Below are 25,576 nucleotides of genomic sequence, written 5' to 3' on the forward strand. Positions count from 1 at the left end.
TCTTAAAGGACTCCAGCCTTTTCCAAATCGTGACGGAGAACCTCAACCTCATCCGCGTCAGCCGCGGAAACCGGGAGACGAGGTTCTCCAACTTCAATGCCCTGCAGGCGCAGGGCAGCTTTAACAAGAGTTGCTCCTCCGAGGCGGCCTTGCACCTCGACGAGCGGGGACAAAGTTTTCGCGTTGATCTCACGTGCACGTGCGATATCACCTTCGTCGAAGGCCACGTAGAGATCAGCCAGGGCACGCGGAGCAATATGACCAATCACGGAAATAACGCCTGAAGCACCGAGGGCCAGCCACGGCAAGTTCAGCCCGTCATCTCCGGAGTACCATGCCAATCCGGTTTCCTGGATAAGCGGTGCAGCCGCTACAAGATCGCCCTTGGCGTCCTTGACGGCCTTGATGTTCGGCACTTCCGCGAGGCGAAGAAGGGTCTCCGTCTCAATCGGAATGCCCGAGCGGCCAGGGATGTCATACAGACAAATGGGGAGGTCCACGGCGTCAGCGACAGCGCTAAAGTGCGCATACACACCGGCTTGGGAAGGCTTGGAGTAATACGGAGTTACAACCAAGAGACTGTCTGCTCCCGCATCAGCGAAAGCGCGCGCTGCTGAAATGCTGGTGGCGGTGTTATTGGTTCCCGCTCCCGCACACAACTTAGCGCGACTGCCTACCTCTTCCTTTACAGCTGCAAACAGCTCCAGTTTCTCATCCAACGACGTCGTCGGTGACTCACCCGTGGTCCCAGCCAAAATGAGTGAATCAATACCGTTATCAACCAGATGAGCTGCCAGGCGACGGCCAGCGGGCACGTCCAAGGCGCCATCCTGGTCAAATGGAGTGACCATAGCTACGCCTACGCGTCCGAAGGTGTCGACGCCTGTCTGTGCTGTCATACCTGTGCTCATAGGCGTCAAGATTACCCGCTTTCGCCCCTATTGGCCGCATCGGGGTCGTGCGCGAGTCTCCTGCAAAGCCTTTAAGCGTACGGGCTCGAAGCCATTTCGGTCCCGTCGGACAAAGTGGTGATGTGGAAGTCGTCGAAAAGCACCGGCGATTGCTCTCTCAACAGCTTCAAGCATGTCACGGCCAATTGGCGCATCTCAGTATCAGCCTGCTCGGTTGCCCGAGCACCGATAAAGTGGCGCCAGGCCCGGTAGTTGCCGGTCACTACTATGCGGGACTCTGTGAGATTGGGCAAAACCGCACGCGCTGCCTGCCGCGCCTGCTTCTTACGCAGCAATGCATTTGGCTCCTCATCCAGTTTGGACTCGAGGGCGTCAAGGAGCTCCTCGTAAACAAACCTCGCTTCATCGGCCGCCTGCAGGGTCAACCGCGTTAGCTGTTCATCCTCTGCGATGAACTTGGGCAGCACTACCTCTGCTTCCTCAGAATGCACGAAGCGTTGTGAAAGCTGAGAGAAGGAAAAGTGCCGGTGGCGTACCAACTCATGTGTTGCCGAGCGCGACAACCCTCTTATATATAGCGTCGCCGTGGCATGCTCCAGCAATGCATCGTGGCCTACCTCCAGAATGTGGTGCAGATAGGCCTGGTTTGAGGCGGTACGGGGATTCGGCTTGTCGAAGGACTCATAACAGGCACGCCCAGCAAACTCGACTAAAGCCTCGCTTTCCGACGCCCCCTCGTCCGCCTTCCAATCCACTCCTCGCGGCGCGTGGAAAGCGGTTGCGGCAATAAGCTGGACATCAAGCTCAGAAACCCTCGCCATTACAGCCCCAGGTACTTCTCAAGCCCCACGGTCAAGCCTGGATGGGACGCGATTTCTCGAACACCCAGCAGGACACCGGGAGTAAAGGAAGAGCGGTCATAGGAATCCTGGCGGATGGTCAGGGATTGTCCTTGGGTACCGAAGATTACCTCTTCATGCGCCACCATTCCCTGCATGCGGACTGCATGGACGTGGACGCCATCAACGTCTGCACCTCGCGCACCGTCAAGGGACTGTTCGGTCTTATCCGGCATAGCGTCCAAGCCGGCTTCCTGGCGAGCCTTCGCGATTCCTTGCGCAGTATGAACCGCCGTGCCGGACGGCGCGTCAAGCTTGTTCGGGTGGTGGTATTCAACGACCTCGGCGCTATCAAAGAACTTCGCCGCTTGAGCGGCAAACACCATGGTCAATACAGCTGAGACAGCAAAGTTTGGAGCGATGAGAACGTTGCCAGCGCCCTCCTTCTTAGTCCACTCCTCTACCTTGGCGAGCCGCTCCTCGTCGAAGCCCGTGGTGCCGACAACAGCATGGATTCCATTGGCAATACAAAACTCGAGATTACCCATAACCGATGCGGGCTGAGTGAAGTCGACGGCAACCTCGGCGCCTGCTTCGACTAGTTTCTCCAGCGGGGTTTCGCGATCAATTTCAGCGACAAGCTCTAGATCTTCTGCAGCGTTGACGCCTTCCACGATTGCCTGCCCCACGCGGCCCTTAGCGCCAAGGACACCCACCTTGATAGTCATTCACAATCCCTTCATACGTGTTTATACGGTTAGCTGTGCCCAGTCTATCCCCGTCGCCGGTAGGGCCTGGGACAGGGCGGAGAAGGCCACCATAAGCCTCGACCAATTGCGTAGTTCACTTGCGTTTAGTCAGTTTTACTGACCTGCCACAGTTATATCGCACATCCAATCTAATTTGACACGCCTACCCCCGTTTGTAGTGACGGCTTGACACGAATTTATTGCTGGCTATGGCCATGTGTGGTGCGTGCCGGTAGAATCATGATTAGAACATTTCTTCTAACTCATGTTTCTCGGGGGAGATACCATGACCACCACCGCCGCACACCCTTCAACCTCCTCTTTCTTCTTCTCGACGACGAATCCGAATAATCCACACGCTATAGCCCGCGCGGCAGCACGCCGAGCTATCTACAACACCTGGGTGGGTGCTATGCCTAGCCTGCAAGCTGATATCAACACCACCGCTTTATCCCTAGTGGCTGCCTGGTCACTGCCGGAAGGCCACATCAAAGCAGGCCTGCGTGCCATCCACCGGCTTGATAGCCTGCCGAAAGTCAAAGCCATACAAGACACCCTGTGCCTGCTGGATATTGAGTCCCTCATCGCTATCGATCAACCCATGTCAGCGCTAACCGGCTTAACTGAGGAAACCCTGGATTTTATCGACACTATCCTGGCCGACTTCTTCACCCCTTCTAAACCGAATCAGGCTTTTCCCACGCGCAGTCAAATCAGGCGTAAAGTCCGCGACCTTTGTAAAACCCTGGATGATTCCATCGCATTTCGCGATACCCGGCCTAAAGATACGTACTGCTTTTCTTCTAACGGTACGTCAGCCTGGCTGGAACTCCAGGTCGAAGAAGACACCGGCATTAAACTCGATGCCTTCATTCACCAGACCGCCGCTAAAGAAAACATCACTGTCCCTGAGGCAGTCATCAAACTCTTAAGCGGCGAGATAAAACCACCAGCCACCGTTATCCTTCACACCTACCAAGCCTGCGACATTGAGGATGCACCGACCTTTATTGAAGGCTTCGGCTGGCGGGCTGAGGCTATGCCGCATGACAAGATGCGGGATTTAACCGGAGATATCCCCGAAGCAGATGGCTACCAGCCCGGTGTTGTCATGCGCAAACATGTCGAAGGCCGTGATGGGACCTGCCGGGTCGGCGGATGCGGCGAGCCTGCTTTTCTAAGCCAGTTGGATCACCGGCACAACTGGGCTGAAGGCGGGCCAACCCACCCGAAGAACCTGGCATGCTTATGCCAAGGACACCACAACATGAAAACTGATGGCACCTTAAAATACCTGCTGGACCCCTACAGCGGGGATGTCATCTGGCTATATGAAGACGGCACCTGGACTATTACCGAAGCCGACGGGCCACTAGCACCAAAGCAAAAACGCTGGGCACAAACCGTAGCCCAACACATCACCGCCACCAGGAAACGTGTGCGTGAAGAAGCCCAACACCTCAAGCAAGAACTCGACGACTACGCACAACAACAAGCAAAAGCCAAAGCCAAAGCCAAAGCCGAAGCCGAAGCCGAACCCCATACCGACACCGACGGCGACGACATCCCCTTCTAAACCCGTCGAATCAAACGACGGCGATGACGAAGAACAAGGGGACCGGACCCTCGTCGAATCAAACAACGACACCACCCCAAACAACCGAAAGGACAGAACCAAAGAACCCACCCCGGCCCACCGTCGAAAAGAACGACGACTGTATCACTCAGCCCTAGTCAGGTCTCCCTGACTGCTGGCAGGGCGGCCGGCGAGGTTTCGTCATGCTCGTTTACATGGAGTGATTGCAGATCTACATTGCTTCAGTACCTGTCGATGTCGTTGCTCGCGCGCACGACTTCTATGTCAATACGCTCGGCTTTCGAGTCAAGGACGATGTAACCCACGGAGACTTTCGGTGGCTCACGGTGACCAATGCTGAAGGTCAAGGAAATACGGAGCTCCTGCTCGAGCCCAAGGCCCATTCCGCGGCCAGGGACTACACAGCAGCACTCAAGGCTGACGGTTTCCCTGTCACCCAGTTCCTATCCGCAGACGTGGAGAGGGAATATAGCGAGCTCACTGAAAGGGAGTGCATTTCACTATGGTGCCTACCGACGTCGGCCCCTCCATCATCGCTGTCTTCGATGACACCGTAGGAAACCTCATCCAACTGGTACAGCTCAAGAAATAGAGAATAAAGAATGTCACACTTACCTTCTTCAGTCGCTATCATCACAGCCGTTAGCGCTGTATGCGTAATGCCTCTAACTGCATGCGCGGAACGTGGGTCAGACACGACTCCGGCGCCGCAGTTCAGTGCAATTCCGTCTAGCTCCGCTGCTATCGATGGGCCGGAGCCGCCGCCCACTGACACGCAGGATGCACCCTCGCAGCAGGACGCCAATGTTGCTGCCTTTGCGGGAATGGGGACGGCCGCGCTCGATGACCAGCACAACATGCCAGCGCGGCTGGGCAACCTCACCCCGACAGGTGTGCGCGTAGGCGGTCACGACGGTTTCACGCGGGTGGTCGTTGATCTCGAAGGAGAAGGTGAGCCGGGATGGTTCACGGCATTTACCGACAGCCCTCATCAACAGGCTTCAGGCCACCCAGTCGAGGTGAAAGGAAACGCTTTTCTCAACCTGGGAATCGAAGGCACCCCGTGGCCTTCCACTCCCCAGCTTGAAGAAAAATTTATGAAGCCGGGAACTACTCCCGGTACTGGTGTGGTGAGGGAGGTCGTATACACCACCTCATTCGAGGCACAAACCCAATTGATCATTGGCCTACACAAGAAGACACCGTATTCGGTGACTTTCCTTGAGCACCCCAAGCGCTTGGTACTCGACTTCCAAGATTAGCGGCCACGGCAACGCTAAGGGCCCTGCCTCAGCTAGTTAAAAGCTATGTGGCAGGGCCCTCGTCCTAGTAGTTCCTAGGTGATCTGAGGATTAGTCCTCCTCAACCGGAACCAGGGAGATCTTGCCGCGATTATCAATGTCGGCAATTTCGACCTGAATCTTGTCACCGACGTTGACGACGTCTTCGACCTTTTCAATGCGCTCGTCTCCGCCCAGCTTCGAGATGTGCACCAGGCCGTCACGACCCGGAGTCAGGGAGACGAAGGCACCAAAGGCCACGGTCTTTACCACGGTGCCGAGGAAACGCTCACCAACCTTAGGTAGCTGCGGGTTAGCGATGCCATTCACTCGCTCAATGGCTGCCTCAGCGGCTTCACCGGTAGCGGCAGAGATATACACAGTGCCGTCTTCCTCGATGGAGACATCGGCGCCAGTTTCCTCAGTGATGGCGTTGATGGTCTTGCCCTTCGGGCCAATGAGCTCACCAATCTTGTTCACCGGGATAGTCACCGAGGTAATGCGCGGCGCAAGTCCAGACATCTCGTCAGGGCCTTCGATGACCTCAGCCATGGTGTCGAGGATGGCGGCACGGGCGTCGCGGGCCTGTTCGAGGGCGTCGGCAAGCACGTGCGAAGGAATGCCATCCAGCTTGGTGTCCAGCTGCAGAGCGGTGATGAACTCGGAGGTGCCAGCGACCTTGAAGTCCATATCTCCGAAAGCGTCCTCAGCGCCGAGGATATCGGTGAGCGCCACGAACTTTTCCTTGCCATTGACCTCACCAGAAACGAGGCCCATGGCGATACCTGCCACCGGCGCCTTCAGCGGAACGCCCGCGTTGTACAGGGAAAGGGTGGACGCACAGACGGAGCCCATCGAGGTCGAGCCGTTGGAGCCGAGGGCCTCAGAAACCTGGCGGATGGCATAAGGGAAGTCCTCACGGGACGGGATAACCGGCAGCAGGGCGCGCTCAGCCAGAGCACCGTGGCCGATTTCGCGGCGCTTCGGGGACCCCACGCGGCCGGTCTCGCCGGTGGAATACGGCGGGAAGTTGTAGTGGTGCATGTAACGCTTGGACTCGACTGGGGTCAGGGAGTCGATCTGCTGTTCCATCTTGAGCATGTCCAGCGTAGTTACACCCAGAATCTGGGTCTCACCGCGCTCAAAGAGGGAGGATCCATGGGCGCGCGGAACGAGATCAACCTCAACGCCGAGGTCGCGAATATCGGTCACACCACGGCCATCGATGCGGAATCCTTCAGTGAGGATCTTGTTGCGGACGATTGCCTTCATCACTGCATTGAAAGCATTGCGAATCTGCTTGGATGCATCGGCCTCGTCGAGGTCATCAAAGTTTTCGATGAGCTTTGCCTCGACCTGCTCCATGTAGTCATTGGTGGCATCGTCGCGGTCCTGCTTGCCCGGGATGGTAAGCAACTTCTCCAGCTTCTTGGATGCAGCCTTTTCGACAGCAGCGTAGACATCATCCCCATAGGCCGGGAAGAGCGGGAATTCCTGGGTCTCCTTGGCGGCGCGCTCGGCCAGACCTGCCTGTGCCTCACACAGGGTCTTGATGAAAGGCTTGGCAGCCTCAAGGCCCTCAGCCACGGTGGATTCCTGCGGAGCCGGAGCACCTTCCTTGATGCGCTCGGCCACGTTCACGCCGGCACCCGCCTCCACCATCATGATGGCGACGTCGTCCTTGCGCCCCTTCTGCACAATGCGGCCAGCCACGACCATCTCAAACAGGGCGCGCTCGTGCTGCTCGTTGTTCGGGAAGGCCACCCACTGACCCTTCGGGTGCTTGTCATCGGCAATCAGTGCCATGCGCACGCCACCCACCGGGCCAGAAACCGGCAAACCGGAAAGCTGGGTGGAGGCAGAAGCACCATTGATGGCGACGACGTCGTAGTACTCCTCCGGGTCCATGGAAAGCACGGTGACGACGACCTGGACCTCGTTGCGCAGGCCCTTCACGAAGGTCGGGCGCAGCGGACGGTCAATGAGGCGGCAGGCCAGAATCGCCTCAGTAGAGGGACGACCCTCACGACGGAAGAAGGAACCCGGGATCTTGCCGGCGGCGTACATGCGCTCCTCGACGTCCACGGTCAGCGGGAAGAAGTCGAAGCCCTCACGCGGCTGGTTGGAAGCGGTGGTCGTGGACAGCAGCATGGTGTCCTCGTCCAGGTAGGTGGTCACGGAGCCACCGGCTTGGCGAGCCAGCTGGCCCGTCTCAAACCGGATAGTACGGGTGCCAAAGTCACCATTGTCGAGGGTGGCAATGGCCTCGGTGATGCCGTAATCGTCGTCGATAAGAAACTCGACGGAGTTGTTCGATTGATTCTTAGCGTTCTTAGCGCTCATGTATGTGACTCTCCTTGGAGCTGTCATGGCGATCTTCGGTGCCGCCTCTTCTTCGATGTTTTCTGACAACGCCCAAGGATTTTAGCAGATGAGATAAGAAAACCCCCGCACGCTAGGTGCGGGGGCTGAAATGTCGAACGCTTAGCGGCGCAGACCCAGGCGAGAAATCAGGTCGCGGTAACGATCAACGTCGTTAGCGGCCAGGTACTTCAGCAGGCCACGACGGCGACCAACCATGAGCAGCAGACCACGACGGGAGTGGTGATCGTGCTTGTGATCCTTGAGGTGCTCGGTCAGGTTGTTGATGCGGGACGTCAACAGCGCAACCTGTGCCTCCGGGGAGCCGGTGTCGGTCTCGTGCAGGCCGTACTCCTTAAGGATTTCAGCCTTCTTCTCGGTGCTCAAAGCCATGAAAAAATCTCCTATTGTATTTCAGTCCACATGAAATGTTGCGCCTAAAAGGCGCTGCCCGTGACTACTGTGGACCGCAGTCAGCAAGCCGAAGTAGAAGTATAGAGGCTTCCCAGCTTCGACATCAAATCCTCGACGAAGCGCGCGTCGTCGACAGCAACGGCCACGCGGGTGGTGGGGTTATCCAGGCGTTCCGGGTCACCGATGGTGCGCCCATTATCCTCACACCGCAGATTAAGGTCGAGGCATGTGACCAGCGAAGGATCGGCTGCCACTGCTACCGCCAAGGGATCGTGGAGCCCACAACCGCCGAGGTGCGGGGAGGTCGTTTTGTAGGCGCGGATGTAGTAATCCACAATGTCCGCGTAAATCTTGCCCGTCCGTGTTCCTCGCCACTGCTTCGTCTGCTCCGTGGTGAGCAACGTGCGTAGCGTGACATCGAGCCCCACCATGGTGAGGTCACAGGCATGGCGGAAAACATAGTCCGTGGCTTGGGGATCCTGGAAGACGTTGGCCTCGGCATAAGGAGTGACGTTCCCGGGCACGGTCAGTGCGCCGCCCATCATCACGATGCGTGCGTTGCGGGCAAAGTCCGGGTCTTTGCGCATGGCGGCTGCGATGCTTGTCGACGGCCCCGTCGGCACAATGACCAGATCCTCACCATGCTCCCGGACCGAACGGACAAGAAAGCCCACTGCATCCTCGTATGCCTTGCGGCGCGGCGGAGGCAGAAGTACTTCCCCAAGGCCATTGCGGCCATGGATGAAAGCTGAAATGGGGGCAACGCTAAAGCCCGGCCGCGTCGGGCCGGTGAAGACGGGGACATCTTCGGCGTCGAGAAGCTCGAGCAACGCCAGCGTGTTGCGCACGCCCAACGCCACCGGAACGTTGCCATAGGTGCCCGTGACCCCGATCAATTCGAGGTCGGGGTGCGCTATGGCATAGGCGAGCGCAAGGGCATCGTCGATTCCGGTGTCGAGGTCGAGGATGATCTTCATTTAGGCCTCGCGAGCAAGGATGTCACAGACTCGGGCGACGTCGCGCTCCATAGCCGCTAGGAGCTCCTCAACGGAGTTGAATTTCTCCATGTCGCGAACGTGATCGACAAAATGCACGGTGGCCTCGTGGCCGTAGAGGTCGGCATCGCGGTCCAACACGAAGGACTCCACAGAGCGCTCCTCGTCGCCGAAGGTGGGGTTCGTGCCCACCGAAATGGCCGCTGGATAAGGAACGCCGGGCTCCATATCGCCTTCCAAAGGGGCGCCGGTGGGCTCGACCACGAACCAGCCCGCGTAGACGCCATCGGCTGGGATGGCGACAGATTCCGGGAAGTACTGGTTGGCGGTTGGGAAACCCAGTTCCTTTCCACCGCGCCCCGCACCACGCACGACGGGCCCAGTCACCGTAAAATGACGCCCCAGCGCCCAATTCGCACGCGCAATATCGCCCTTGGCAAGAGCGGCGCGGATGTTGGTGGAGCAGATGCGCTCACCGTCGTCGTCAAGCAAGGGCACGATGTCAACGCCGAAGCCGAACTCGGCGCCAAATTCCGCCAAGGACTCCGCCGTGCCGGCCGCGCCCGCGCCGAACGTGAAGTTCTCCCCCACCACGACGTGTTCTGCGTGCAAGCGCCCCACAAGGAGGTCTGTCACGTACTCGCGTGGCTCAACGCCCCGGAGTTCCTCAGTGAAGTCGATGACGAGCACGGCTTCGATGCCCATCTCTTCCGCCAGCTGCATGCGGCGCTCAAACGTAATCACGGACAACGGCGCGCGCTCCGGCAAGAAGACGGACACAGGGTGCGGATCGAAGGTCACCATGACGGCGCGCTGGTCATTATTGCGCGCGTGCTCGACTGCCTTCGTCACGAGCTGCTGGTGGCCCCGGTGCAGGCCGTCGAAGACGCCAATCGTCACCGACGTCGGACCGAGGTCAGCGGGGATGCTATCGATTCCGTACCAAATATCCACGGGCACCATGCTATCCCACAACAGACAGTGCCCTAGACTGCAGGGCATGACTGATCCGCTCGAACGCTCCGGACTCGTCGTCGTGGATAAACCCGCCGGCATGACCTCGCACGACGTCGTGGGAAAACTCCGCCGCTTCTTCCACACCCGCAAAGTGGGCCACGCAGGCACGCTTGATCCCATGGCCACGGGGGTGCTCGTCGTGGGCATTGAACGCGGCACCAAGTTCCTCGCCCACATGGTGGCCTCCACCAAGGCCTACGACGCCACGATCCGGCTGGGCATGGCGACCCACACCGACGACGCGGAGGGGGAAAGCACGTGGGGCGCATCGGCGGACGCCATAGAGGATTCAGCCATTGCACACGAGGTCGCTGCCTTGACCGGCGATATTATGCAGCGTCCGGCAGCGGTGTCCGCGATCAAAATCGATGGCAAGCGTGCCCACGAACGGGTGCGGGCGGGCGAAGAGGTTGAGATTCCAGCGCGCCCGGTCACGGTCAGCCGCTTCGATATCCTCGATACGCGGCGCACCGGAGAGTTCATTGATCTGGACGTGTCGGTGGCCTGTTCTTCGGGCACCTACATCCGCTCGCTGGCTCGGGATTTGGGGGAAGCGCTCGGCGTCGGCGGCCATCTCACCGCGCTGCGCCGCACGGAGGTAGGGCCTTTTACGCTTGACGACGCCCTCCCCCTCGACGCCCTCGAAGCCTCCCCGAAGCTGTCCTTGAGCCTCGACGAGGCGCTCGCCCGTAGCTATCCGGTCTTGGAGGTCACCGATGACGAAGCCCAGGCCTTGGCCATGGGTAAGTGGCTGGAGCCGCGTGGGTTGAAAGGCACCTACGCGGCCGTCGATCCGCAGGGCCGATCTGTCGCTCTGATCAAAGAGAAGGGCAAGCGCCTGGCCACGGTTTTTGTCGCTCGCCCCTCCACTCTTTAGTCCTCAAAGTTGAGCGCCGGGACCGCGGCAGCGACGATGACATAGCCGTCCCGAATGATCCAGTGGCCGGTAATGAACGGCACTGGGGTCGGTCGCGCTAGGAGGTAGGAGACTAAAGTTCCGTCGAGGCGCAAGTCGATTTCGGCCTGATCGAAATCGAGCCACCGCCGTGTCATGGGGAACCACGTCTTGTAGGTGGCTTCCTTCGCGCAAAACAACAGGCGGTCCGGGCATGAGATGCCCGCTGCGCGGAGGCGGGATAGCTGCGGCATCTCCCCTGGCCGGGCGATCATCGTCAGCACGTGTTCCGGCAAGGGCTCCGCGGGTTCGGCATCGAGTCCCATCGAGCGTACGTGTGTGGTGGGCGCTGCTACCGCTGCGCGCAGCCCCTCGGTGTGCGTCATCGATCCCGTGTAGCCCTCCGGCCACAGCGGCATGCCCCGCTCACCGCGCAAAATCGGTTCGTCTCCGGTGTAGTTAAGCTCCTTCAGCGCCCGGTGAGCACACCAGCGGGCATCCCCGAATTCCGATTTGCGGATGTCCACGGCCTGCGAGACCACAGCGCGCTCTTCTGGGGATAGGTGATGGAAATTGAGGAGATTAGTCATCGACTCATCCGTGCGCACGTAGCAGTAGCGCGCAGACTCCGGAAAGAGGGAAGGCTCAAGCATGCTCGGCCCTCCCTGTCTTCTCATCGATGGTGAGCACCGGATACGGCCACGGTTGAAGACCTCCGTGTGCTTGCCATTCACGCGGATACCCTAGCGAAACCTCGATGTGGTCCACGCCGTCGATATTGGCTCGGTTTGGCATGTGAAGATGTCCATAGACCACGGCTTTGGCGTTGTAACGTCGCGGCCACGCACGCGTGTGGCGGGTACCGCACCACAATGCCACTTCGGGCCAGCGCAAGTAGAGGGTCGGCTCCTGGACTAATGGCCAGTGATTGATGAGGACGGTCTCCCCTTCCACCCGTGACAGACGCTTAATTGAATAGGCCAGTCGATCCCAGCACCACGCACGCACATCGACAAAGGGGGCGATGGCAAATTCATCAGTCATAACGATTTGCTTTTGCTTTGCGCTCGCAAGCTCTTGTTCGACCGTGGTGCCTGGCGGACGAAAGCTGTAATCGTACAGCGTAAACAGCGGGACGACGGTCACCCCTCCGAAGACCGGAAAAGGATCCTCTGGGGTAATCACGCCGATCTCACGGCAGCCTTCAACAAGCCGGTCGTACTTCGATCGGCCTTTAAATGCATCCTGTCCCCGAGAAAAGAGCTCATGGTTGCCGGGCACCCAAATGACGGTGGCATAGCGGTTCTTCAGCCGCGCCAAGGTGTTGATCACCAGGTCAATGCGCTCGGCGACGTCTCCTGCGACAATCAACCAGTCATGGGGATTCGGTGGCACGAGTTCATCGATGCGCTCACCGTTGACGCGCACCGCCGCGTGGAGATCGGAGACGGCCCACAGAGTGGTCATAATGCCTCCTTCACACGAACATTCCCTCTACTTCTACCACAGGCTTAGACCCGCGCCCAGCGCATTGAGCGAAAGCGCCAGACGACGCCCACCATGCGGATGAAGATGAACGCGGCAATCCCGCCCCATACTCCGCTGAGCCCGGTGCCGAGAGCAAAAGCCAACCAGACGCCGGGAAGGAAGCCTAGAAGTACCGACGCCAAGGTCAGCGTGCGAAGAAACGCTGCATCCCCAGCGCCGAGGAGAACACCGTCCAAGGCGAAGACCACCCCGCCGATGATGACGAGGAACGTCATAACCCACCAAGGCCCGGAGATCACCTCGAGGACTTCCGGGCTCGTGGTGAAGATCCGCGGGATGATACCGGAACCCAGCGCAAGAATCACAGCAAGCCCAAGGGAGAAGGACGTCGAGTAGAGCGTCACCTTTCTACCCACCGTGCGGGCATAGCGCGCTGAGCCTGCACCCAGCGCCGCGCCGGTCAAGGCCTGGGCGGCGATTGCCAGTGAATCCAGCACAAGGGACAAGAAGTTCCACAACTGCATCAAGATTTGATGCGCAGCCAGTTGTGCGGTTCCGATGCGCGAAGCCACAGCTGCTGCGGATAGAAAGGCCACTTGAAAACTCAGCGAACGCACAATGAGATCGCGCCCCAGTACGAGCTGTCGGCGTACGACGCGCCAGCGGACTTCCCACGAGCCGGTATGCTCACGACGCAGTTCCCATAGGAAGAATGCCGCGATGATTCCCATCCCCAGCACCGTGGCTAAAGCCGATCCCTGCAACCCCCACGCGTGGACAAAAATGGGCACTGCAATAGCGCCAGGAATCATACCGGCAAGGGTGAAGTACAAGGGCTTGCGGGTGTCTTGAACACCTCGCATCCAACCGTTGCCGGCCATGGTGATAAGGGTAAAGGGAATCGCGATGGCGGCGATGCGCAGCCACTGCGCGGTCCCCTTCGCCGTTTCGGGGTTGCCGGTTAGCCAAGAGGCAAAGACCCCGGCGAAGAGCCACATAAGGATCGCCAGGACCAGCCCAACGCCGACGGCAACCCAGGTGGCCTGAACGCCTTCGGCTACGGCTTCCTCACGTTTGCCTGCACCGAACAGACGCGAAGCACGCGCGGTTGTGCCATAGGACAGGAAGGTCAGCTGGGTAGTGACCACCGAATGGATCGTGGCCGCAGCTCCCAGCGAGGCCAGATCCTGCGCGCCTAACCGCCCCACTACCGCGGTGTCCAGAAGCAAATACAGCGGCATGGCCGCTAAAACACCCAAAGCGGGCACAGCGAGGCGGAAGACTTCCGCCGCAGAAACCTTGACTGGTTGCTCGGAAGCCATTTAGGACAACACACCTACCAGCTGCGCAATAACCTCCTCAGGCGTGCCGTGCGCGGTATAGCCGGCGGCTGGAATATGGCCTCCTCCGCCAAAAGTGAGGGCCACCTCGGCGCAGTTCACTACTGAGGAGCGCAAAGACACCGCCCACACTTCGGGGGCCTGCTCCTTGAACACAACCCCGATGTCTGTGCCTTTCAGGGCGCGGACATAATCGACGAAGGACTCAATCGCTGAATCCGCATGCCTACTGACTTCCTCATGCGGCACGAAGAGGACAGCGAGGCGGTGCTCTCCTGCTGCTTCGATTCTGAGGCCGGAGAGGACGCGACCGATCATCTGCAGGTCATCGGCGGTGCTGGCATCCATAAGCTCCAACGCGATCTGCTTGGTATCGAGCCCATAGAGCATCAGGCGCGCGGCGATATCGTGCATCGCTGGGCGGCCCCACCGGAAGTTACCTGTGTCGGTCACTAGCCCCGCGTACAGACAGTGCGCGATGACGCGATCAATCTGGATGGACAGCCTATCTAAGATATCGAGCAACACCACCGTGGTGGACTCGCATACCGGATCCACAACATTGATCGCACCAAAGCCGTCGTTCGAAGCGTGGTGATCAATACACAGGACGCGTCCAACGGCCGCCATCTCCTCAATACCCTGTGCTACCGACCCGGTCCGGTCGATCGATCCGCAGTCCACAGTGACATAGAGGTCATAGCCCTGCGGGAGCTCATCTACCAACTCGATTTCATCCACGGTGGGAATGGAAAACAGGTTGGCGGAAATGTCTCGGCGCTGGCCAATCACGGTGCGGGTCTGCTTACCGCGCTGGCGAAGCGCCAACGTGAGGGCCGCCGCTGAGCCAACCGCGTCGGCGTCGGGGCGCAAGTGGGTAATGATGCAAATGCTGCTGGCCTGGACCAGCGCATCAACTGCGGCTTCGTAGTTGGTTCGTGACACTTAGTCTTCTTCCTCATCCGAGGTCTTATACGGGTTCGCATCCCCCGCCGGCTTCGCGCCTTCCTTCAGCTTGGCCAGCTCCGCATCGCGTGCGCGTGCGCGTGCAAGCACATCCTCCATGTGAGCGGAGGCTTCAGGAACGGTATCGAGCTCAAAAGACAACGTCGGGGTAAAGCGAACGGACAGCTCATCACCCACGATCTTGCGCAATTGGCCCTTGGCCCTCGTAAGAGCTTCGGCCGCTTGGTCAAAATTCGGCTCGGAATCAATATCCGTTCCGCGCACCGTGTAATACACGGTGGCATCATGCAGGTCACCCGTAACGCGGGCATCTGTGATGGTAACCAGCTCTAGGCGGCGATCCTTAATCTGGCGTTCAATCGCACTCGCAACGATTGTCCGAATGCGCTTAGCCATGCGTGCGGCGCGTGCGTGATCAACCATGGTGAAGCTCCTTTGCGTACGGTTACTGGCAACTAGTCTAGGATACCGATTCGACGCCGTTCGGCCGAAACGACTAAAGCCCAGCCAGAATATTAACTGGCTGGGCTTTAGTATCTGAGCTCTGCTACTAAGTGAAGAACTCAGGTGCGGCTAGTCGCGCGGAACCTCGACCTCTTCGTAGGCCTGAATGATATCGCCTACCTGGATGTCCGGGTAGGACAGAACCATACCGCACTCGTATCCGGCGTTAATCTCGTTGGCGTCATCCTTTTCGTGGCGCAGGGACTCGATCTTGGCATCGGAAGTAATGACGTTTCCGTCGCGCACGAGGCGCACCTTGCCGTTGCGCTTGACCTTGCCCTCGGTGACCATACAACCGGCAATGGTGCCGACCGCGGAGGACTTGAACAGCGCGCGGATCTCCGCTGCACCGGTGTCGCGCTCCTCGTAGATGGGCTTGAGCATGCCCTTCAGCGCTGCCTCAACCTCTTCGATAGCACGGTAAATCACCGTGTAGTAGCGGATATCAACGCCCTCGGCGTTGGCCTCCTCGGTGGCCTTACCCTCAGCGCGGACGTTGAAGGCGATGATGACGGCGTCGGAAGCAGCAGCCAGGGTGACGTTGGTCTGCGTCACCGCACCGACACCGCGGTCGATGATGTTGAGCTGTACCTCGTCGTCGACCTCGATATCCAGAAGGGCATCTTCCAGTGCCTCGACGGAACCGGCGTTGTCGCCCTTGAGGATGAGGTTGAGCGTCGAGGTTTCCTTGAGCACTGCATCCAGATCCTCGAGGGATACGCGCTTGCGCGCCTTCGCCTGCAGGGCGGAGCGCTTGCGAGCATCGCGCTGTGCGGCGATCTGGCGAGCCACGCGGTCGTCCTCAACAACCAAGAGGTTATCGCCGGCACCTGGCACGCCATTGAGGCCCTGCACCTGGACCGGACGGGACGGACCGGCTTCTTCCACATCGTTACCGAATTCATCGAGCATACGACGCACGCGGCCGTGGGCATCGCCGACCACGATGGAATCACCAATGCGCAGCGTACCGCGCTGGATGATGACCGTCGCCACCGGGCCTCGACCGCGGTCAAGGTGAGCCTCGATGGCAGAACCCTGCGCGTCCATGTCCGGGTTAGCGGTGAGCTCGAGGGAAGCGTCCGCGGTCAGGATGACAGCCTCGAGCAGGTCGTCGATGTTGATGTTGTTCTTCGCAGAAATGTCCACGAACATCGTGTCGCCGCCGTACTCCTCCGGAACAAGGCCGTACTCAGTGAGCTGACCACGGATCTTGTCAGGGGAAGCTTCCGGCTTATCAATCTTGTTCACCGCGACGACCACAGGGATATCCGCTGCCTTCGCGTGGTTGATTGCCTCGATGGTCTGCGGCATCACGCCGTCATCGGCAGCAACCACCAGGATGGCCAAGTCGGTGGACTTAGCACCGCGGGCACGCATGGCGGTAAACGCCTCGTGACCCGGGGTATCCAGGAAGGTGATGGTGCGCGGACCGTCTTCAACGTCCACCGTAGTTTGGTAAGCACCGATGCCCTGCGTAATACCGCCGGCCTCGCCCGCACCTTCGTTGGTCTTACGGATGGTATCCAGAAGGCGGGTCTTACCGTGGTCAACGTGACCCATCACGGTCACGACTGGCGGGCGCTTCTCAAGGGCTTCTTCGCCGCCCTCGTCCTCACCGAATTGCAGGTCGAAGGACTCGAGCAGCTCGCGGTCCTCATCCTCAGGGGAGACAACCTGGACCTCGTAATTGATCTCCGAGCCCAAGAGCTGAAGGGTGTCCTCAGATACGGAGGCCGTAGCAGTCACCATCTCACCGAGGTTGAAGAGCGCCTGCACCAATGCTGCGGGATCCGCACCAATCTTCTCGGCGAAGTCAGCCAGGGAAGCACCGCGGCGAAGGCGAACAACCTTACCGCCGCCATCAGGCAAGCGTACGCCGCCTACCTCATGCTTCTGCTGCTCTTCAAACTCATGGCGCTTCTGACGCTTCGACTTCTTTCCGCGACGCGGTGCGCCACCGGGACGTCCGAAAGCACCAGCGGTGCCACCGCGGCGTCCGCCGCGTCCACCACGGAAACCTCCGTGGCCTGGACCGCCGTGGCCTGGACCACCACCGCGGCCGCCACGGCCGCGACCGCCACCGCCGCTACCTGCGGCCTTCGATGGCATGCTGGCCGGATTCGGATGCGAAGGCATCATCGCTGGCGAAGGACGACGTCCACCGCCGCGGTTGCCATCGCCCTGCGGGCGTGCGCCGCCCTTACCACCGCGGTTATCTCCAGGCTTGCCGCCAGAGCGCTGACCCTTGCTGCCGCCCGGGCGCGGCCCTGGGCTGGGTCGATCGCTGGAGCTACCCGTGGAGAACGGGTTATTGGCCACGCGGCGGGTACCGCCAGGCTTCGGCATAGAACGCGGGGTAACAGCGCGTTCGCCACCCTTGCGCTGTGCTCCGGGCTTGGGAGCGCCGCCCGGCTTCGGGGCACCGCCTGGCTTCGGAGCAGCACCCGGCTTGGGGGCAGCCCCTGGCTTGGGGGCGCCGCCCGGCTTCGGACCAGGCTTTGGCGTGGCTGCTGGCTTCTTATCAGCCGGCTTCGCCTCTGCAGTCTTCTTGGCAGCAGATTTCTTGGCGGCGGAAGCGGGGGTGGCTGCAGACGCCTTCTTGTCTGCGGGCTTGTCGTTGCCGCCCTTTGCTTCATAGTGTGCGCGCATCTTCTTGATCACCGGCGGTTCGATGGTCGAGGATGCGGTCTTGACGAACTCGCCTTGTTCCTTCAGCGTGGCGAGCAGTTCCTTGCTGGTTACACCGAGCTGCTTTGCCAACTCGTGTACACGTAGCTTTCCGGGCACTTGTCTCCTCTTTAATCTTTCTAGGAGCCAAGGCCGCGGAACACGGCTTGACCCCTAGTTAATGGCTATGGACTTTCATCGCTGATGCTGCTTCATCGTTGTGCGCTCATCAGTGTTCGGTCTTCCTTTTTAACTCTGGGTCGCACGGGCGATTGCCCGCCGACTGCACCTGCTGCTTCGCAGCGAGGTACTCACGTACGTGACCTGTGTCCACGTCTGTGGACAATCGGAGCGCGCGCCTGAAGGCACGGGTTCGCTCCGCCAGCTCTACTGCTTCCAGATCCGGTCTAATCCACGCTCCCCTACCGGGAAGGCGGCGGCCTGGATCCGGAACAACACGGCACCCTGAAGGATCGTCCCTATCTGCGACCACCCTGAGCAGTTCCGTGTCGGGATGCTTTTGACGCGTAGCAATACACGTGCGGAGCCGCTGTCCTTGAGACATCCAACTCCTTACGTCGTATCGCCACTATTCCTGCGCCACAGCATTCCTGCATGTGGGCCGTTGTCTAGTCTACGCGAAAACGGGCCAAACCTTTAATCCCACCGCAGGCTCGTTGGAAAGCTAATCGCGAGCGGCATCAGAGTGAATATCAATCTTCCATCCAGTCAGGCGCGCCGCGAGGCGGGCATTCTGACCTTCCTTACCAATTGCGAGCGAGAGCTGATAATCCGGCACAGTCACCTTAGCCACTTGTGCCTCCGAGTCGAGGATCTCTACGCGAACGACCTTCGACGGAGCAAGGGCGTTGCCCACGTAGACGGCAGGATCTTCGTTGAAATCGATGATGTCAATCTTCTCACCACCAAGTTCACGCATCACGTTGCTCACGCGCGAACCCTTCGGGCCGATGCACGCGCCCTTGGCATTGAGCCCCTTAACGTGACCGCGAACGGATACCTTCGAGCGGTGGCCGGCCTCACGGGCAATAGCAATGAGTTCGACCGAGCCATCAGCAACCTCCGGGACCTCCAGCTCGAACAGGCCGCGCACCAGCTCTGGGTGGGTACGCGACAGCGTAATCTGCACCTTGGCACCGTTGCGGTTCACGCCCACAACGTAGGCCTTGACGCGGTCACCGTGTTCGAGTTTCTCCCCCGGCAGCTGCTCGGCAGGCAGAAGGAAAGCATCCTGGGAGTCATGCTCCGTGCCCAGCTGCACCACGACGACGCCGCGCTTGTTGGCGTGGATATCGCGCTGGACGACGCCCGACACAACCGTTCCGGTGAGCTCCGAATAGGAATCGTAGGTTCGCTCCGCCTCATTCTCGCGCAGCTTACGCAAGATGGCATCGCGGACCGCCTGCGCGCCGATGCGCCCAAAGTTGTCCGGGGTGTCGTCGTATTCACTGATGACCTCTCCAGTCTCCGGATCACTCTCAGTCACGATGACGGTGACAGCACCGCTGTCGGCGTCGATGTCGACGCGTGACTTCGTACCTTCCGCCTTGGTCTCGGCTGACTCGGAACGGTGATCCAGGTAGGAATACAAAAGGGCACCCGCAATCGCTTCGAGCAGGTCCTTTACTGGGACGCCGCGCTCGCGCTGAATCGTGCGAAGTGCCTCTAGGTCAATATTCACTTGTTAGTCCTCTCGGGTTGCCGAGTTCTGCTCGGCGAAGTCGAACGTCTGCTTTGCCGCCTCCAGCTCCATGGCTGAAGGTTGGGCAAATTCAATTTCTACCACTGCGCGGCTTAGATTTTCCAATCGCTCAACCTGATAGCGCACCTCCTTTTTCACGGTGGTGATGAGCGCCACGGATTCTTCATCCTCGGACAGCGCGCCGATGCGGGCGACGCGGGTCGTGCCAGGTTCTTCGGTGAGTGCGTAGCCCAGGAGCCTTCCTCGGTTGCGGCGCCAGTGGCGCGGAGCGCTCAGCGGAAAGTCCACCCCCGGCGTCGACACCTCCAGGGTGTAGCCCGCGCCAAAGTTGAGGGCGCCCGCCTCTTCCTGGGCGTCAAAGAGCGCCGAAATCTCCTGCGAAAGCTCCTCAATGAGATCGGAGCTTGGGCGTTCGTCACCGTCAACACGGATGATGACCTGGGATTTCTTTCCTGCACGAGTGGTCTTCACGTCTTCAATGTCGAGGCCGCGCGCGGCGGCGACAGGCTGCAGGATTTCGGTTAGTTGCGCGGGTGTTGGGAATGCCATGCGCTCTAGACTAGGACACCCGGGTAGGGTCTATCGCGTGAACCGCCGAGTAGTTGTGCCCACCCTCTTAGTCTGCGCCGCCCCCTGGCTGGGCGGCTGCCAAGCCACCGACGCGATCGTGGATTATTTTGGCCCCCATGCAGACCCTACGTTGACCTCTCTGGCTCACGATGCCAGCGCCGACGCCCACGCACTGCAGGAACTCGATCCCGATGCCGCGTCCCTGCGCGCGCAGCACGCAGACGAGCTTTACTCCGAAATTGAGCGCCTCTGCGGCCGCGACGAGGAAGGACACGTTCCGCGCTCCTGCGAAGTGAATCGTGAGGGTGAAGCACACGAGGCCGCTGATGCGGCTGCCGTGCTTGCCGCAGCTTCTTCATCGACTGAGGAGCAGCTTGACGCGGTCTCCCCGGAATCTCGGCCCTTGCTCGTGGCCCAAGCCATCGCAATGGAGGCCCGCTCCACCGATGAACCGGGCGCTGTGCCGGAGCTGACAGAGGATGACGCTGACCTCGCCACCGAACTCTTGGACTGGGAATACCAGCAGGTGTATGCCTTGGACTTTGCTCGTTCCTATGTCACACCTGACGTCGAAGAGCTGGTTGATGAGCGCCTCGCTCTGCACGAGAACCGCGTCCTCGCACTCCAAGAAGCAGTAGCCAAAATCGGACCAGTCCCACAGCCCGCAGCGGCCTACACCTCGTCCTCCGGTGAGCTGCCCGTAGACGCCGCCTCAGCGCGCGCGTTCCTTGACGACGTCGCGCATAGTGACACGGTGACATGGGCCTCCGCCGCCTCACAGGAGGCGCCCAACCAAGCGGCACCCAATGCTGAATGGCGAAGCTGGCTTATTTCTGTAGCCGCCCAATCTCACCGCATCAGTGCAGCTTAATTCCTCCCTCGCGGGCTCGATTTTCCTGAGCTACCGACGTTTGGCGTTCTTTTCGGCGTACAGCGACCAGGCATAGCGCATGACCGGAATCTGCAACGGCAGACGCACCGCGTGGTAGATCTTCTTGCCGGTTGATGCCTTGCCGCTTTCTAAGTCCCTGTAGGCCTGGTAGAAGTTCGCCGGCCACACGGCGGCGAGCAAAGCTAGGGCTGAAAGGCCGCCTGCAGGCCGCGTCGATGGGTTCGCCAGGAGTGCACCGGTCACCACTTCCCAGGCGCCAGAGGTGAAGTTGTAGAAGCGAGCCGACCCTGGAAGTTGTGGCGGGATGATGGACTCGAAGGGCTTCGGCTTAGCAAAATGCAGCACTCCCATGGCAGAGAGTGCTGCAGCCATTGAATATGTCAGTGCGGGGTTGTGAGAACTCATACCCGCGAGCCAACGCGCTTAACGCACCTAGCCGCGGATGAGCTCCGTTAAGGTGTCCACGATGGAGTCTGCGGGGACCTCACGGGTTTCGCCGCCGCGGATGCGCAGCTCAATGATGCCGTCCTTGAAGGAGCGGCCCAGGATGGCGATGAACGGCATGCCCAGCAGCTCCGCATCCTTGAACTTCACGCCCGGGGAAACCTTGGGGCGGTCGTCGAAAAGCACCTCGATGCCCGCACGGTCCAGGTCCTGCACAAGCTTCTGGCCGGCTTCGAGCGCGGCGGCGTCCTTGTTGGCCACGGCGACATGCACCTGGTAGGGCGCCACGGCCACTGGCCAGTTGAGGCCCTTCTCATCGTGGCGCTGCTCCGCCAGCACAGCAAGCATGCGCGTGACACCAATGCCGTAGGAGCCCATGGTCGGCACGGCACGCTTGCCGTTCTCATCCAGAATCTGGACGTCGAATGCTTCGGTGTACTTGCGGCCCAACTGGAAGATGTGGCCAAGCTCAATGCCGCGCTCCAAGGTCAGAGTGCCCTGACCGTTCGGTGCCGGGTCACCCTCCTTGACCTCCGCGGCCTCGATGAACTCATCCACGGTGAAGTCACGGCCAGCCACCAGTCCGACAACGTGGCGCTGCGGGGCATCCGCGCCGGTAATCCAGGAGGTACCGGAGACAACGCGCGGGTCAGCATAAACCTTCACGTCGTGAGCGTTCAGGGCGCGCGGCCCGACATAGCCCTTGACCAGGAAGGAATTCTTCTTGAAGTCACCGTCACCGGCGAGCTCAAACTCGGCCGGCTCCAGCGACGCCTCCAGGCGCTTTTCATCCAGTTCGCGGTCGCCCGGAATGAGAACGGCGGCGAGCTCCCATTCCTTCTCTTCCTCTGCGGCCGCGGGCGCAGCCACCTTGATCATCATGCACTTCAGGGTGTCCGCTGGGGTGACCGCACGGCCGTCGACAGTAATGCCAGCACTCTGTGCCCACTCCACCAGAGACTCAATAGTCTCGGCGTCCGGGGTCTCGTGCTCCTGCGCCTCCGGCAGACCGTCGAAGGGAATCTCTTCCGGCGCCTGGGTCACGACCGCTTCCACGTTGGCCGCGTAATCTCCCTCCGTGGCGCGCACGAAGGTATCTTCGCCCACCTCGGACACGGCGAGGAACTCCTCGGAGGCCGAGCCGCCCATCGCACCGGAGGTGGCCTTACAGATCGCGTAATCGATCTCCAAGCGGTCGAAGATGTTCTGGTAGGCCTTGCGGTGACGGGCATAGGACTCATCGAGCCCCTCATCCGTCATGTCAAAGGAGTAGGAGTCCTTCATAGTGAACTCGCGGCCGCGCAGCACGCCAGCGCGCGGGCGCTCCTCATCGCGGTACTTCGTTTGAATCTGGTACAGCGTGACCGGGAAGTCCTTGTAGGAGGAGTACATATCCTTCACCGCGGTGGCGAACATCTCCTCATGGGTCGGGCCCAGCAGCATGTCTGCACCCTTGCGATCCTTAAGCCTGAACAAGTTATCGCCGTATTCCGTCCAACGGTTCGACTGCTCATAAGGATCGCGCGGCAGCAGCGCTGGGAAGAGCATCTCCTGGCCACCGATGGCGTTCATTTCCTGGCGGATAACGTCTTCGATCTTGCGCATGGCGCGCAGTCCCAATGGCAACCAGGTGTACACACCCGGCGCGACGCGGCGCACATAGCCTGCGCGGACGAGAAGCTTGTGGCTGGGGACTTCGGCATCAGCCGGATCCTCACGAAGAGTGCGGAGGAAAAGCTCAGAAAGACGTGTAATCATGGTTGCTCAGTCTACATCGCTAGCATGTAGCCATGCTGATCATCCTCCCTCCTTCTGAGACCAAAGCACACGGCGGCAGCGGCGCGGCCCTGAACTGGGACGAGCTCTCTTTCCCCGCTCTAAATCCGATCCGTCAAGAAATAGCTGCTGAATTGTCGTCTTTGGACCTCGACGAGGCACAAAAGGTACTCAAGCTCTCGGACAAGCTGCGTGGGGAAGCCGAGTCCAACCGCGAGTTGGCGTCCTCCCCCACCATGCCCGCGCTGGAGCGCTTTACGGGCGTGCTCTACGACGCCCTCGATTCCCCCTCCCTTCCCCCAGCCGCGCGTCAACACCTCGCTGTGGGTGATGCACTCTTCGGGTTGCTGCGCGCCGATGATCTCATCCCGCACTACCGCCTCTCCGGCGGCACCAAGCTGGGCGGGCGCACGCTGAAGTCACGCTGGGGTACGGCGATCACGGATGAGCTGCGCGCGCTTGTCGCCGCAGGCGAGTTCCTCATCGATATGCGCTCGGGCACCTACCAGCAACTGGGCAAGCTCAAGGACGCTGCCACCGTGCGCGTGGAGTCAGTGCAAGAGGATGGCTCCCGCAAGGTAGTCTCCCACTTCAACAAGCACTACAAGGGCGAGCTCGCTCGCGTACTCGCCCTCCAGGGCGAGAGCGTCTCCTCCCTCGAGGATGCCGCTCGCGTAGCCCAGGAGGCGGGCATGAGCACCGAACTGCGCGGCACCGAGCTAGCGCTCGTGGTCTGATTTATCTATTTATCAATTTATCTGCCTGCGGAGGAGTGGACTATTCAAACCAGCGGGTTATAACGCAAACTATTGCGTTTGAGCTCGCACTCAGTGGCGATGGAGATGCCGGAGGCAATCTTTCCGCGCTCGCGAAGGCGGAACATGGCGTCCACGACGCGATCACGCAAGCCCCACGGATCGATGGTGTTGATGTAGACCTTCGTGCCGCCCTCAAAGCCGGCCAGCGTGGACACGCGCAGCTTGATCATCACGCGCCACGGCTGCGGCAGATCCACGCTGGGTGGGCGGTGGTGCCACTCTTCATTGCAGGCCACATCCGGCCCCACTGCGGCGTGAGCTGCATGGATCAGATCCGACATCCCGCGTACCTCGCCGGGGGTCTGTTCCCACGGTTCACAGCGCGGCGATTTGGAAAAAATCTCCAGCGTGGGATAGCGGTGGCCGAAACCAGCGAAGAGCACCGCATAATCATTCTCTGCGATAACGAGGTTGCGCTTTGCCGCATACCCAACTGCCCAATCGTTGTACATGTTGGGGTGCGCACGCAGAATCGCATTTTCCTGGTGGGCCGCCATTCCCAGAGCATCAATCGCGACGAGCTGCTTGTGCAGGTGGTCGAAGGACGCGCCCGCCGGTGCCAGCCAGTTCTGGAACACGGCGACATAGGAGGCATAGCGGTTTCGCTGGTAGAGCTCGCGCGTCGATTCCGCGGTGAAGTTTGTGAGCAGGAAGTGCTCATCGGGGCTCAGCGTGCCGGAGGAAGCCAGCTGGCTGTCGTCGACCGCGCCGTCCACAAAGTGGCGCGAAGAAATGATGACATCGTGCCCGCCGCCGAAGAAGCCGTCGGCGAGGGCGAGGAGGGAGTCGTCGTCCAGCGCGGCGTCCTTGCCCGCGGCCTTGAGCTTGGTGCGTACCACGTTGAGTACGTGCAGGCGCCCCGCCTCATCGGCTTCGTACTTCTCCTTGTGACGCGCTAGATCTGGGTCCATGGTGAAGCCATAGTTCTCATGCCAGTAGTCATAAGACACGATCTCAAAAAGGTTAGGAACCCGGCGAAACACCGGCTGGGTTGTGTCCAGCTCGTGCGGAAGGAGCCCGCGCTGGATCTCCCCCGAAGCCAGGATGCGGGACTTTTCCGGCGGGGTATCCAACATGCGCCCGGAGCAAAAAGCACAGCTATGCGTCAAGGCATCGGGCCCCAGCGGCTGCGGGTCTTTCGCCGGATGCGCAAGCGGACGGTTTCCACGTCCCGGCACCGTCCACACCTCCGTTCCGGAGAAGGGGTTGACTTGTTTGACGGTCCCATCCGCCATGGTCTGGATAGGTTCGACGCGGCTAAAGAGTGCTTCGCTCATGCAGCCCAGCGTAGACCTCCCTGCTCACCAGTGCGACTAGACTTAGGCCT

At 60.3% G+C, this 25,576-nt stretch carries 24 protein-coding genes and 1 pseudogene; 6 read left to right on the forward strand and 19 right to left on the reverse strand.

The genetic code is table 11. From position 1 onward, the window contains the following. Positions 1–2: 2 nt before the first annotated feature. From dapA to dapB, 3 genes are all read right to left on the reverse strand, one after another. On the reverse strand, positions 3–911 hold the full coding sequence (dapA, locus tag ACUY3D_RS04710; protein WP_448240415.1) for a 4-hydroxy-tetrahydrodipicolinate synthase: 909 nt from the start codon (positions 909–911) through the stop codon (positions 3–5). 71 nt (positions 912–982) lie between these two features. Next, a complete protein-coding gene (thyX, locus tag ACUY3D_RS04715; protein WP_448240416.1) occupies positions 983–1,732 on the reverse strand; it encodes an FAD-dependent thymidylate synthase in 750 nt (249 codons plus the stop codon). Further along, on the reverse strand, positions 1,732–2,478 hold the full coding sequence (gene dapB / locus ACUY3D_RS04720; RefSeq protein WP_448240417.1) for a 4-hydroxy-tetrahydrodipicolinate reductase: 747 nt from the start codon (positions 2,476–2,478) through the stop codon (positions 1,732–1,734). The genes thyX and dapB overlap by 1 nt, the downstream gene beginning before the upstream one ends. A 307-nt stretch (positions 2,479–2,785) precedes the next feature. Between dapB and ACUY3D_RS04725 the strand changes: the two genes are divergently transcribed. The 3 genes and pseudogenes from ACUY3D_RS04725 to ACUY3D_RS04735 all read left to right on the forward strand — a co-directional run bounded on the left by ACUY3D_RS04725 (position 2,786) and on the right by ACUY3D_RS04735 (position 5,358). Then, positions 2,786–4,075, forward strand: coding sequence for an HNH endonuclease signature motif containing protein (locus ACUY3D_RS04725; RefSeq protein ID WP_448240418.1), 1,290 nt, complete (start codon positions 2,786–2,788; stop codon positions 4,073–4,075). Between the two features lie 224 nt (positions 4,076–4,299). Further along, positions 4,300–4,688, forward strand: a pseudogene (locus ACUY3D_RS04730) (VOC family protein). A gap of 10 nt (positions 4,689–4,698) precedes the next feature. Continuing rightward, positions 4,699–5,358, forward strand: coding sequence for an AMIN-like domain-containing (lipo)protein (locus tag ACUY3D_RS04735; RefSeq protein WP_448240419.1), 660 nt, complete (start codon positions 4,699–4,701; stop codon positions 5,356–5,358). A gap of 90 nt (positions 5,359–5,448) precedes the next feature. Here the strand turns inward: ACUY3D_RS04735 and ACUY3D_RS04740 are convergent, their stop codons facing one another. The 4 genes from ACUY3D_RS04740 to ACUY3D_RS04755 form a co-directional block, all read right to left on the reverse strand. Next, a complete protein-coding gene (locus ACUY3D_RS04740; protein ID WP_448240420.1) occupies positions 5,449–7,719 on the reverse strand; it encodes a polyribonucleotide nucleotidyltransferase in 2,271 nt (756 codons plus the stop codon). A 141-nt stretch (positions 7,720–7,860) separates the two neighbouring features. Beyond that, positions 7,861–8,130, reverse strand: a complete 270-nt coding sequence (rpsO, locus tag ACUY3D_RS04745) for a 30S ribosomal protein S15 (protein WP_010190317.1) — start codon at positions 8,128–8,130, stop codon at positions 7,861–7,863. Positions 8,131–8,210: 80 nt separating this feature from the next. Then, entirely contained in the window at positions 8,211–9,128 is a 918-nt protein-coding gene (locus tag ACUY3D_RS04750) for a nucleoside hydrolase (RefSeq protein WP_448240421.1), read from the reverse strand. Beyond that, a complete protein-coding gene (locus ACUY3D_RS04755) occupies positions 9,129–10,109 on the reverse strand; it encodes a bifunctional riboflavin kinase/FAD synthetase (protein ID WP_448240422.1) in 981 nt (326 codons plus the stop codon). A gap of 37 nt (positions 10,110–10,146) precedes the next feature. On the opposite strand from ACUY3D_RS04755, the gene truB reads away from it, so the two are divergent. Then, positions 10,147–11,040: a tRNA pseudouridine(55) synthase TruB gene (gene truB / locus ACUY3D_RS04760; RefSeq protein ID WP_448240423.1), complete on the forward strand. Its 894-nt coding sequence runs from the start codon at positions 10,147–10,149 to the stop codon at positions 11,038–11,040. Here truB and ACUY3D_RS04765 read toward each other — a convergent pair. The 9 genes from ACUY3D_RS04765 to rimP all read right to left on the reverse strand — a co-directional run bounded on the left by ACUY3D_RS04765 (position 11,037) and on the right by rimP (position 20,298). Then, a complete protein-coding gene (locus tag ACUY3D_RS04765; protein WP_448240424.1) occupies positions 11,037–11,711 on the reverse strand; it encodes a 4'-phosphopantetheinyl transferase family protein in 675 nt (224 codons plus the stop codon). The two genes, truB and ACUY3D_RS04765, sit on opposite strands and share 4 nt — an antisense overlap. Then, entirely contained in the window at positions 11,704–12,525 is an 822-nt protein-coding gene (locus ACUY3D_RS04770) for a metallophosphoesterase family protein (RefSeq protein WP_448240425.1), read from the reverse strand. The genes ACUY3D_RS04765 and ACUY3D_RS04770 overlap by 8 nt, the downstream gene beginning before the upstream one ends. A gap of 44 nt (positions 12,526–12,569) precedes the next feature. Next, positions 12,570–13,868: an MATE family efflux transporter gene (locus ACUY3D_RS04775; protein WP_448240426.1), complete on the reverse strand. Its 1,299-nt coding sequence runs from the start codon at positions 13,866–13,868 to the stop codon at positions 12,570–12,572. Continuing rightward, entirely contained in the window at positions 13,869–14,831 is a 963-nt protein-coding gene (locus ACUY3D_RS04780; RefSeq protein ID WP_448240427.1) for a DHH family phosphoesterase, read from the reverse strand. Next, a complete protein-coding gene (gene rbfA, locus ACUY3D_RS04785; protein WP_448240428.1) occupies positions 14,832–15,275 on the reverse strand; it encodes a 30S ribosome-binding factor RbfA in 444 nt (147 codons plus the stop codon). Positions 15,276–15,425: 150 nt separating this feature from the next. Continuing rightward, entirely contained in the window at positions 15,426–18,146 is a 2,721-nt protein-coding gene (infB, locus tag ACUY3D_RS04790) for a translation initiation factor IF-2 (RefSeq protein WP_448240429.1), read from the reverse strand. Positions 18,147–18,255: 109 nt separating this feature from the next. Beyond that, the gene (locus ACUY3D_RS04795) at positions 18,256–18,591 is read right to left on the reverse strand and encodes a YlxR family protein (protein ID WP_448240430.1); all 336 of its coding nucleotides are present in this window, start codon (positions 18,589–18,591) and stop codon (positions 18,256–18,258) included. A 120-nt stretch (positions 18,592–18,711) separates the two neighbouring features. After that, positions 18,712–19,728, reverse strand: coding sequence for a transcription termination factor NusA (gene nusA, locus ACUY3D_RS04800; protein WP_448240431.1), 1,017 nt, complete (start codon positions 19,726–19,728; stop codon positions 18,712–18,714). Between the two features lie 3 nt (positions 19,729–19,731). Continuing rightward, positions 19,732–20,298, reverse strand: a complete 567-nt coding sequence (rimP, locus tag ACUY3D_RS04805) for a ribosome maturation factor RimP (RefSeq protein ID WP_448240432.1) — start codon at positions 20,296–20,298, stop codon at positions 19,732–19,734. A 37-nt stretch (positions 20,299–20,335) separates the two neighbouring features. Here rimP and ACUY3D_RS04810 point away from each other — a divergent pair, with 37 nt between their 5' ends. Further along, entirely contained in the window at positions 20,336–21,190 is an 855-nt protein-coding gene (locus tag ACUY3D_RS04810; protein WP_448240433.1) for a hypothetical protein, read from the forward strand. Positions 21,191–21,220: 30 nt separating this feature from the next. Here the strand turns inward: ACUY3D_RS04810 and ACUY3D_RS04815 are convergent, their stop codons facing one another. Both ACUY3D_RS04815 and ACUY3D_RS04820 read right to left on the reverse strand, forming a co-directional pair. After that, entirely contained in the window at positions 21,221–21,616 is a 396-nt protein-coding gene (locus tag ACUY3D_RS04815; RefSeq protein WP_070754140.1) for a DoxX family protein, read from the reverse strand. Between the two features lie 27 nt (positions 21,617–21,643). Continuing rightward, positions 21,644–23,413 (reverse strand): proline--tRNA ligase, encoded by a 1,770-nt coding sequence (locus tag ACUY3D_RS04820; RefSeq protein WP_448240434.1) that lies wholly within the window; start codon positions 23,411–23,413, stop codon positions 21,644–21,646. Between the two features lie 32 nt (positions 23,414–23,445). Here ACUY3D_RS04820 and yaaA point away from each other — a divergent pair, with 32 nt between their 5' ends. After that, positions 23,446–24,168, forward strand: a complete 723-nt coding sequence (yaaA, locus tag ACUY3D_RS04825; RefSeq protein WP_448240435.1) for a peroxide stress protein YaaA — start codon at positions 23,446–23,448, stop codon at positions 24,166–24,168. A 44-nt stretch (positions 24,169–24,212) separates the two neighbouring features. Here the strand turns inward: yaaA and ACUY3D_RS04830 are convergent, their stop codons facing one another. After that, a complete protein-coding gene (locus tag ACUY3D_RS04830; protein ID WP_448240436.1) occupies positions 24,213–25,526 on the reverse strand; it encodes a DUF4921 family protein in 1,314 nt (437 codons plus the stop codon). Positions 25,527–25,576: the final 50 nt, after the last annotated feature.

It is taken from the genome of Corynebacterium guaraldiae (assembly GCF_053480195.1).